Here is a 7076-nt window from a genome sequence, read left to right as displayed (position 1 = left end):
CAGCGTTTCAAACCGCTGTCAACCACCTCTTCAACCGCCGCCGATCGACCTGATCGAAGCCACCAACAGGATCAAACCACCACCCTGCCAGCCCGGCGCATTCTACACAGCTTTCGCTGCTTTGCAATCTCTCTTTTAAAGCTAACTTATTGTTTTAGAATAAGTTTTCCGAGAGATCTACGCCGGAAGAGGTGCGCATTATAGGGGCATTCGGAGCCAGGTCAAGGCTTATCAGATGCATTACTCCGATTTCAACGTAATACGCGCAAAAGCCTTCTTCCCGGCCTGACAGACATGGGTTGCACCCAGCCGACATATAAAGGAACGATCCACCACCCCACCATCGACACGCACACCACCCGACCCCAGCAGATCGCGCGCCATAGCGGCATTCTTCACCAGCCCGGCCTTATTGAGCAGCGCGGCTATGGGCATATCCTCAGCCGCAACCACTTCAATCTCCGGCAGATCCTCCGGCAGCTCACCTTCCTTCATACGGTTACCTGCCAAGCGATGAGCATTGGCCGCGGCCTCACCGCCATGGAAACGCGCCACTATCTCCTCCGCCAACTTGATCTTGATATCTCGCGGATTGGCCCCCTGCTCGACATCGCGCTTGAACTGCTCGATCTCATCCATGCTGCGGAAGCTGAGCAGTTCGAAATAGCGCCACATCAACACATCGGGAATAGACACCAGCTTGCCGTACATCACGCCAGGTGCCTCCTGGATACCGACGTAGTTGCCCAGCGACTTGGACATCTTCTTCACGCCATCCAGCCCTTCGAGCAACGGCATGGTGACAATGCACTGAGACGGCTGACCGTAGGAACGCTGCAGCTCGCGCCCCATCAACAGGTTGAATTTCTGATCGGTTCCGCCGAGCTCGACGTCGGCCCACAGCGCCACGGAGTCATAGCCCTGAATCAGCGGATAGAGGAATTCATGGATAGCAATTGGCTGATTGGTCGAATAGCGTTTGCTGAAGTCATCGCGCTCGAGCATGCGCGCAACCGTGTACTGCGAAGTCAAGCGAATGAAATCAGCAGGCCCCATCTTGTCCATCCAGGTGGAGTTAAAGGCCACCTCGGTTTTCGCCGGATCGAGGATCTTGAACACCTGCGCCTTGTAGGTCTCGGCATTCTCCAGCACCTGCTCGCGAGTCAGGGGCGGACGAGTCGCGCTCTTGCCACTGGGGTCACCGATCATCCCGGTAAAATCGCCGATCAGGAAGATCACCTGATGCCCCAGCTCCTGGAACTGCCGCAGCTTATTAATAAGGACGGTATGCCCCAGGTGCAAATCAGGAGCCGTCGGATCAAAGCCTGCCTTGATACGCAGCGGCTGACCACGCTTGAGCTTCTCAACCAGTTCGGCCTCAACCAGAACCTCTTCCGCACCGCGCTTGATCAGCGCCAACTGCTCTTCAACCGACTTCATGACAGGACTCACGACCACTCAAAAACAAAAGGGAACCAACCATACAAGATCGCAGACAAATCACAAGTTCTGCCCGCCGAGCACACAGCTTAAGCGCACTCAGCGACAACCGGGGTTGCCTAGCACACGATTTGGTTATATTTTATACAGTTACTGCATATTCATCATTTTCTTTATCTATTTCTTCTCATTTTTTAAAGTCAAAAGCCACCTATGACCCATACGACCAAAGCCCCTCCGCTTTACCCCAAGAGCCATATCCTGGCCGCCAGCGGTGTCGCCGCACTGCTCAGTCTGGCCCTGCTGGTGTTCCCCTCCCGCGAAGTAGAAGCCCAAAAAACCTTTATCAATCTGGAGCTGGAGACCGGCTCCGAGTTCAGCGAACAGTCGGACGACGCCCAATCCAGCGACAGTTTGTCTTCCAAGCAGAACGAATCCCCCTTCAACACAGCAGACACAGCCCCCCAACAGACCGAAACGGCACAGGAACAGCCACAGCAGATCGAGCCTGTTGCCGAGACAGATCCACTGCAGCGCAGCATCCAGGTCAGCCAGGGCGATACTCTGTCCACCATTTTTGCCAAGGTAGGCCTGCCTGCAACCGCCGTGCACCAGGTACTGAGCAGCAGCAAAGAGGCCAAGCAGTTCACCCGCCTGAAAGTAGGCCAGCAACTGGACTTTCAGCTGGATGCCGAAGGGCAGCTTGAGCGCCTTAACAGCAAGCTCAGCGACCTGGAAAGCATCGCCCTAGCGAAAACCGAGAAGGGTTACAGCTTCGAGCGCGAACTGGTCAAACCCGAGGTTCAGAGCACCTACGCACACGGTGTCATCCGCAGCTCCCTATTCCTCTCGGCCAAGCGCGCGGGCCTGTCCCACGCCCTGACCATGGAACTGGCCAACGTCTTCGGCTATGACATCGACTTTGCGATGGATATTCGCGAAGGCGACGAATTCGAGCTGATCTACGAAGAAAAAGTGGTCAACGACAAGCGGGTCGGCACCGGCGATATCCTGTCCGCCCGTTTTACCAATCGCGGCAAGACCTATACCGCCGTGCGCTATACCAGCAAGCAGGGCACTACCAGCTACTACAGCGCCAATGGCGAGAGCATGCGCAAGGCCTTTATCCGCACACCGGTGGACTTCGCCCGCATCAGCTCGCGCTTCTCCACTGGCCGTCGCCACCCCGTGCTGAACAAGATCCGCGCACACAAGGGGGTCGACTACGCAGCGCCACGCGGCACGCCGATCAAGGCCGCAGGCGATGGCCGGATCACCCTGGCAGGCCGTCATGGCGGCTATGGCAATGCCGTGATCATTCAGCACGGCCAACGCTACCGCACCCTCTATGCGCACATGCAAGGCTTCGCCAAAGGCATTCGCAACGGTTCGAACGTCAAGCAGGGGCAGATCATTGGCTATATCGGCACGACCGGACTGTCTACCGGGCCGCACCTGCACTATGAGTTCCAGATCAATGGCGTTCATGTCGACCCGCTGAGCCAGAAACTGCCGATGGCCGACCCCATTGCCAGCAGCGAGAAGGCTCGCTTTATGCAGCAGAGCAAACCCTTGATGGCCCAGATGGACAAGGAAAAATCCACAGTGCTCGCCCTCAACCAACGCTGAACACAATGCCCCTCTACCTTGGTGTGATGTCCGGAACCAGCCTGGACGGCCTGGACATAGCCCTGATCCGACAAGACCGCAGCACCACGCTGCTCGGCACCCGCTATCTGCCGATGCCGACAGCGCTGCGCAACGAACTGCTGGCCCTGTGCAGCCCTGGGCCCGACGAGCTGGCACGAGCTGCCCTCGCCGAGCAGCAGTGGGCGCGACTCGCCGCACAAGGCATCGCCGACCTGCTGCAACAGCATGAGCTCGCACCGCAAGCCATACGGGCGATCGGCAGCCACGGCCAGACCGTTCGCCACGAACCTACCCGGGGCTTCACCATTCAGATAAGCAATGCGGCCCTGCTGGCCGAGCTGACGGGTATCTGTGTGGTCAGCGACTTCCGCCGCCGCGATCTGGCTGCCGGCGGTCAAGGCGCACCGCTGGTACCGGCTTTCCATGAGGCTCTGTTCACTCGCGCGCAGAGCCGTCGGGCAATTCTCAATATCGGCGGCTTCAGCAACCTGAGCCTGCTCGAGACCGATAAGCCGCTCCACGGTTTCGATTGTGGCCCAGGCAATGCGCTGCTGGATGCCTGGATTCAACGCCACAAGGGCGCAGACTACGACCAGGACGGCCAGTGGGCGGCAACCGGCCAGGTACAGGCGGCGTTATTGCAAGCCCTGCTCGGCGATGATTTTTTCCAGACCCGGGGCCCCAAAAGCACCGGCCGCGAGCTATTCAATCTGGCCTGGCTGGACCTGCACCTGGCCCCCCTTCCCCGCTACGCCCCCGAAGATGTCCAGGCGACCCTGCTCGAACTGACCGCCAAAAGCATTGTCGCGGCGCTACAAGCCGCCCAGGAGCACACCGACGAGCTACTGGTATGCGGTGGCGGTGCACGCAACCTGACCCTGATGCAGCGCTTGTCCGCCCTGCTACCGGAGAGTCGCGTCAGCAGCACCGACGCCCACGGCGTACCCGCAGACTGGGTGGAAGCCATGGCCTTTGCCTGGCTGGCGCATTGCTGCCTGGAAGGCATCCCGGCCAACCGCCCCAGCGTCACGGGCGCGCAAGGCCTGCGCATTCTCGGTGCCATCTACCCCGCCTGAACGCAGAAACAACAACGCCGTGCACAGGGCACGGCGTTGTAATAAAACCCAATCCCGATCAGATCGAAAACGAGGACCCACAACCGCAGGTGGTGGCGGCATTCGGGTTCTTGATCACGAAACGCGAGCCTTCCAGACCTTCCTGATAATCGACTTCGGCACCGGCCAGGTACTGGAAGCTCATCGGATCAACCACCAGGCTCACGCCTTCGCGCTCGACTATGGTGTCGTCCTCGGCCACTTCCTCATCGAAGGTAAAACCGTACTGGAACCCAGAACAGCCGCCCCCCGTGACGAATACGCGCAATTTCAGGCGCGGATTGCCTTCTTCATCGACCAGGTTCTTCACCTTGTTCGCCGCGCCCTGAGTGAATACCAAGGCCGTAGGGGTGAAGGTTTCGACGCTCATGCTGAATAACTCCCGGCGCTAAGCGCCATACTGCGTTGTGGCTGGCATTATCCGCTTACCTGAGAAAAGCGGTCAACTATTCTACCAAATCGAGGTTTTCCGGTAACTCCAGCGGTCGCACCTCGTCGCGCAAGTGACAGAGCCGCCCTTCGATCTGCGCGCCCATGGCCATTTCCATCAGTCCGTAATACAGATTACCGCGCACTCGAGCTCGAGCGCCCAGCTCCAGATGGGTGCTGGCATGGACATCGCCGATCACCTCGCCGTCGATCAGTACATGGGGGGCGCGGACCTCGCCTTCAACCTGCCCCTGCACACTGACCCGCACCATGCCTTCGCTGGCCAGCAGGTTGCCACTGACCTTGCCATCGACCTGCACCGCGCCCTGAAACCGCAGGTTACCCTGCAGCTCGGCCCCCACGGCAATCAGGCTGGTCTTGCCGTTAAAGCGCTGCAGATCGGTCTTGCTCTTGTCTTTATTCCACATCAGGAAGAATCACTCCTCTTCGCCCCATTTGAATGTACGCAGCAGCGGCTTCTCACCCTGCACCTCGGCCGCCACCTTGACCTCACGCGGAACAAAACCATCGGGCAGTCTCAGCTCGGCAAAACGGCCCGCCTCGGGAATCGCCTGAAAGTGCTTGAACGCGAAAGGGATCGCCTGGCCGGGTAAAGCATCGACCAGGCCCTCGGTCAAGGTGGCCAGCTCGAGAGCAACCTCTTTACCTGCACGCTGCCCTGCCACGGTGACCCGCAGCTTCCCCTCTAGAGGCTTGTCGCTTTTGCCTACCCGACTCAGCAGTATCTTGTAGCGGAAAAGCCCGGGGCTGTCCGTGGCCTGCACCTCAAAGGTCCTGATGCGCAGCCCTTCGCGACGAGTGGCAGGGGCGAGGACGCCTTTATAGAAGGCCAGGTCCTGCTGCTGCTTGTAGATCTGCTCTTCCAGCAGTTTGATGGTCAGGCGGCTCTGCTCGTTGGCCTGCTGGGCAACCTTTTCCCCGCTGCTGATGACAGTCAGGCGCTGACGCAGCGCCTCCAGCTCCTGCTCCTGCTCGAGCACCTGCGCCTGCAAGGGCTGCTGGCCGTCGACCAGCCCCTGGGTCGTCCGCGCCTGCCACCAGCTACCGCCATAGAACGCCAGCGGCACGGCCAGCAGCAACAGCCACCAGGCCAGACGCGCACGCCTGGCCCGCGCCGGATTGCTGGGGCGGACCTCCCACCCCGCCATCAGGGCAACATGGCCGCATGGGACAGACCGAGGCGCTCATCCACGCCGAAGAGAATGTTCATATTCTGTACTGCCTGTCCCGAAGCCCCCTTGACCAGGTTATCGATCACCGACAGCACCACCACCAGATCGCCGTCCTGGGGACGGTGCACGGCAATCCGGCAGACGTTGGCACCGCGCACACTGCGGGTTTCCGGATGGCTGCCGGCCGGCATCACATCGACGAAGGGCTCGTCGGCATAACGCTGCTCATACAGGGCCTGCAGATCCACCGAGCGATCCACCACAGCGGCATAGAGGGTGGCATGGATACCGCGGATCATCGGCGTCAGGTGCGGCACAAAGGTCAAGCCCACGTCGCCGCCGGCGGCGCGGCGCAGGCCCTGGCGAATCTCCGGCAGATGGCGATGGCCCTTGACGCCGTAGGCCTTCATGCTTTCCCCCGCCTCGCTGAACAGCGAAGCCACGCTGGCACCACGTCCGGCACCACTGACCCCGGATTTGCAGTCGGCAATCAGGCTCGATGCATCGGCCAGACCGGCTTCCAGCAGCGGGATCAAGCCCAGCTGCGCAGCGGTCGGGTAGCAACCGGGCACGGCGATCAGGCGCGCCTGCTTGATCGCTTCGCGGTTGACTTCCGGCAGGCCGTATACCGCTTCCGGCAGCAGGTCCGGCGCGCCATGGGGCTGGCCATACCAGCGGGCCCACTCCTCGGCATCCTGCAGGCGGAAGTCGGCGGACAGGTCGATCACCTTGGTGCCCGCCGCCAGCAGCTCACCCGCCAGAGCATGGGCAACGCCATGGGGGGTGGCGAAGAACACCACATCACACGCCCCCAGGGTCGCCACGTCCGGCACGCTGAAGGCCAGGCCGTCGTAATGACCGCGCAGGTTCGGGTACATCTCATCGACGCGCATGCCTGCCTCGGAGCGCGAGGTAATCACCTGCACCTGTGCCTGCGGATGTTGCGCCAGCAGACGCAACAGCTCGACCCCGGTATAACCCGTGCCGCCGACGATTCCGACCTTGATCATCACTTGCCCCTCGCAAAACGTCATTGGAAAGCTGCCGATGATAAGGCCGCTTCGGCCAGGGGCCAACACTTGGCAGCCTGTCGAGCTTAACGCTGTTCTACTGCGGAGAAGGCGGACTTGGCCATTTTTGTCGATCACCCTCGTTAAATAGCGCGTTATTCGCCTCGCGCGCTCGACAAAACCGACTCAATCCGACTTCCCCTCGCTACGAACGGTAAAGCCCAACAGGCTGCCAGGAT

Annotated in this window: 7 protein-coding genes; 2 read left to right on the top strand and 5 right to left on the bottom strand. The window is 60.5% G+C overall.

All coding sequences use genetic code 11. The features are described from left to right. Positions 1–240: 240 nt before the first annotated feature. On the bottom strand, positions 241–1440 hold the full coding sequence (gene tyrS / locus AACY13_RS16605; protein ID WP_339462682.1) for a tyrosine--tRNA ligase: 1200 nt from the start codon (positions 1438–1440) through the stop codon (positions 241–243). Positions 1441–1653: 213 nt separating this feature from the next. Here tyrS and AACY13_RS16600 point away from each other — a divergent pair, with 213 nt between their 5' ends. After that, complete coding sequence (locus AACY13_RS16600) at positions 1654–3069, top strand: peptidoglycan DD-metalloendopeptidase family protein (protein ID WP_339462681.1); 1416 nt, start codon at positions 1654–1656, stop codon at positions 3067–3069. Between the two features lie 5 nt (positions 3070–3074). Beyond that, a complete protein-coding gene (locus AACY13_RS16595; protein ID WP_339462680.1) occupies positions 3075–4166 on the top strand; it encodes an anhydro-N-acetylmuramic acid kinase in 1092 nt (363 codons plus the stop codon). Positions 4167–4224: 58 nt separating this feature from the next. On the opposite strand, the gene erpA is transcribed toward AACY13_RS16595, so the two are convergent. The 4 genes from erpA to argC all read right to left on the bottom strand — a co-directional run bounded on the left by erpA (position 4225) and on the right by argC (position 6837). Further along, the gene (gene erpA, locus AACY13_RS16590; protein WP_325503296.1) at positions 4225–4575 is read right to left on the bottom strand and encodes an iron-sulfur cluster insertion protein ErpA; all 351 of its coding nucleotides are present in this window, start codon (positions 4573–4575) and stop codon (positions 4225–4227) included. A 76-nt stretch (positions 4576–4651) separates the two neighbouring features. Continuing rightward, positions 4652–5062: a bactofilin family protein gene (locus AACY13_RS16585; RefSeq protein ID WP_339462679.1), complete on the bottom strand. Its 411-nt coding sequence runs from the start codon at positions 5060–5062 to the stop codon at positions 4652–4654. A gap of 9 nt (positions 5063–5071) precedes the next feature. Further along, positions 5072–5803, bottom strand: coding sequence for a DUF6776 family protein (locus AACY13_RS16580; RefSeq protein ID WP_339462678.1), 732 nt, complete (start codon positions 5801–5803; stop codon positions 5072–5074). Next, positions 5803–6837, bottom strand: coding sequence for an N-acetyl-gamma-glutamyl-phosphate reductase (argC, locus tag AACY13_RS16575; protein WP_339462677.1), 1035 nt, complete (start codon positions 6835–6837; stop codon positions 5803–5805). The genes AACY13_RS16580 and argC overlap by 1 nt, the downstream gene beginning before the upstream one ends. Between the last annotated feature and the right edge of the window lie 239 nt (positions 6838–7076).

It is taken from the genome of Pseudomonas sp. EA_105y_Pfl2_R69, from assembly GCF_963970915.1.
GTDB lineage: Bacteria > Pseudomonadota > Gammaproteobacteria > Pseudomonadales > Pseudomonadaceae > Aquipseudomonas.
The sequence above is the reverse complement of the archived record's forward strand: the minus strand, read 5'-3'. Positions and strand labels throughout refer to the sequence as shown.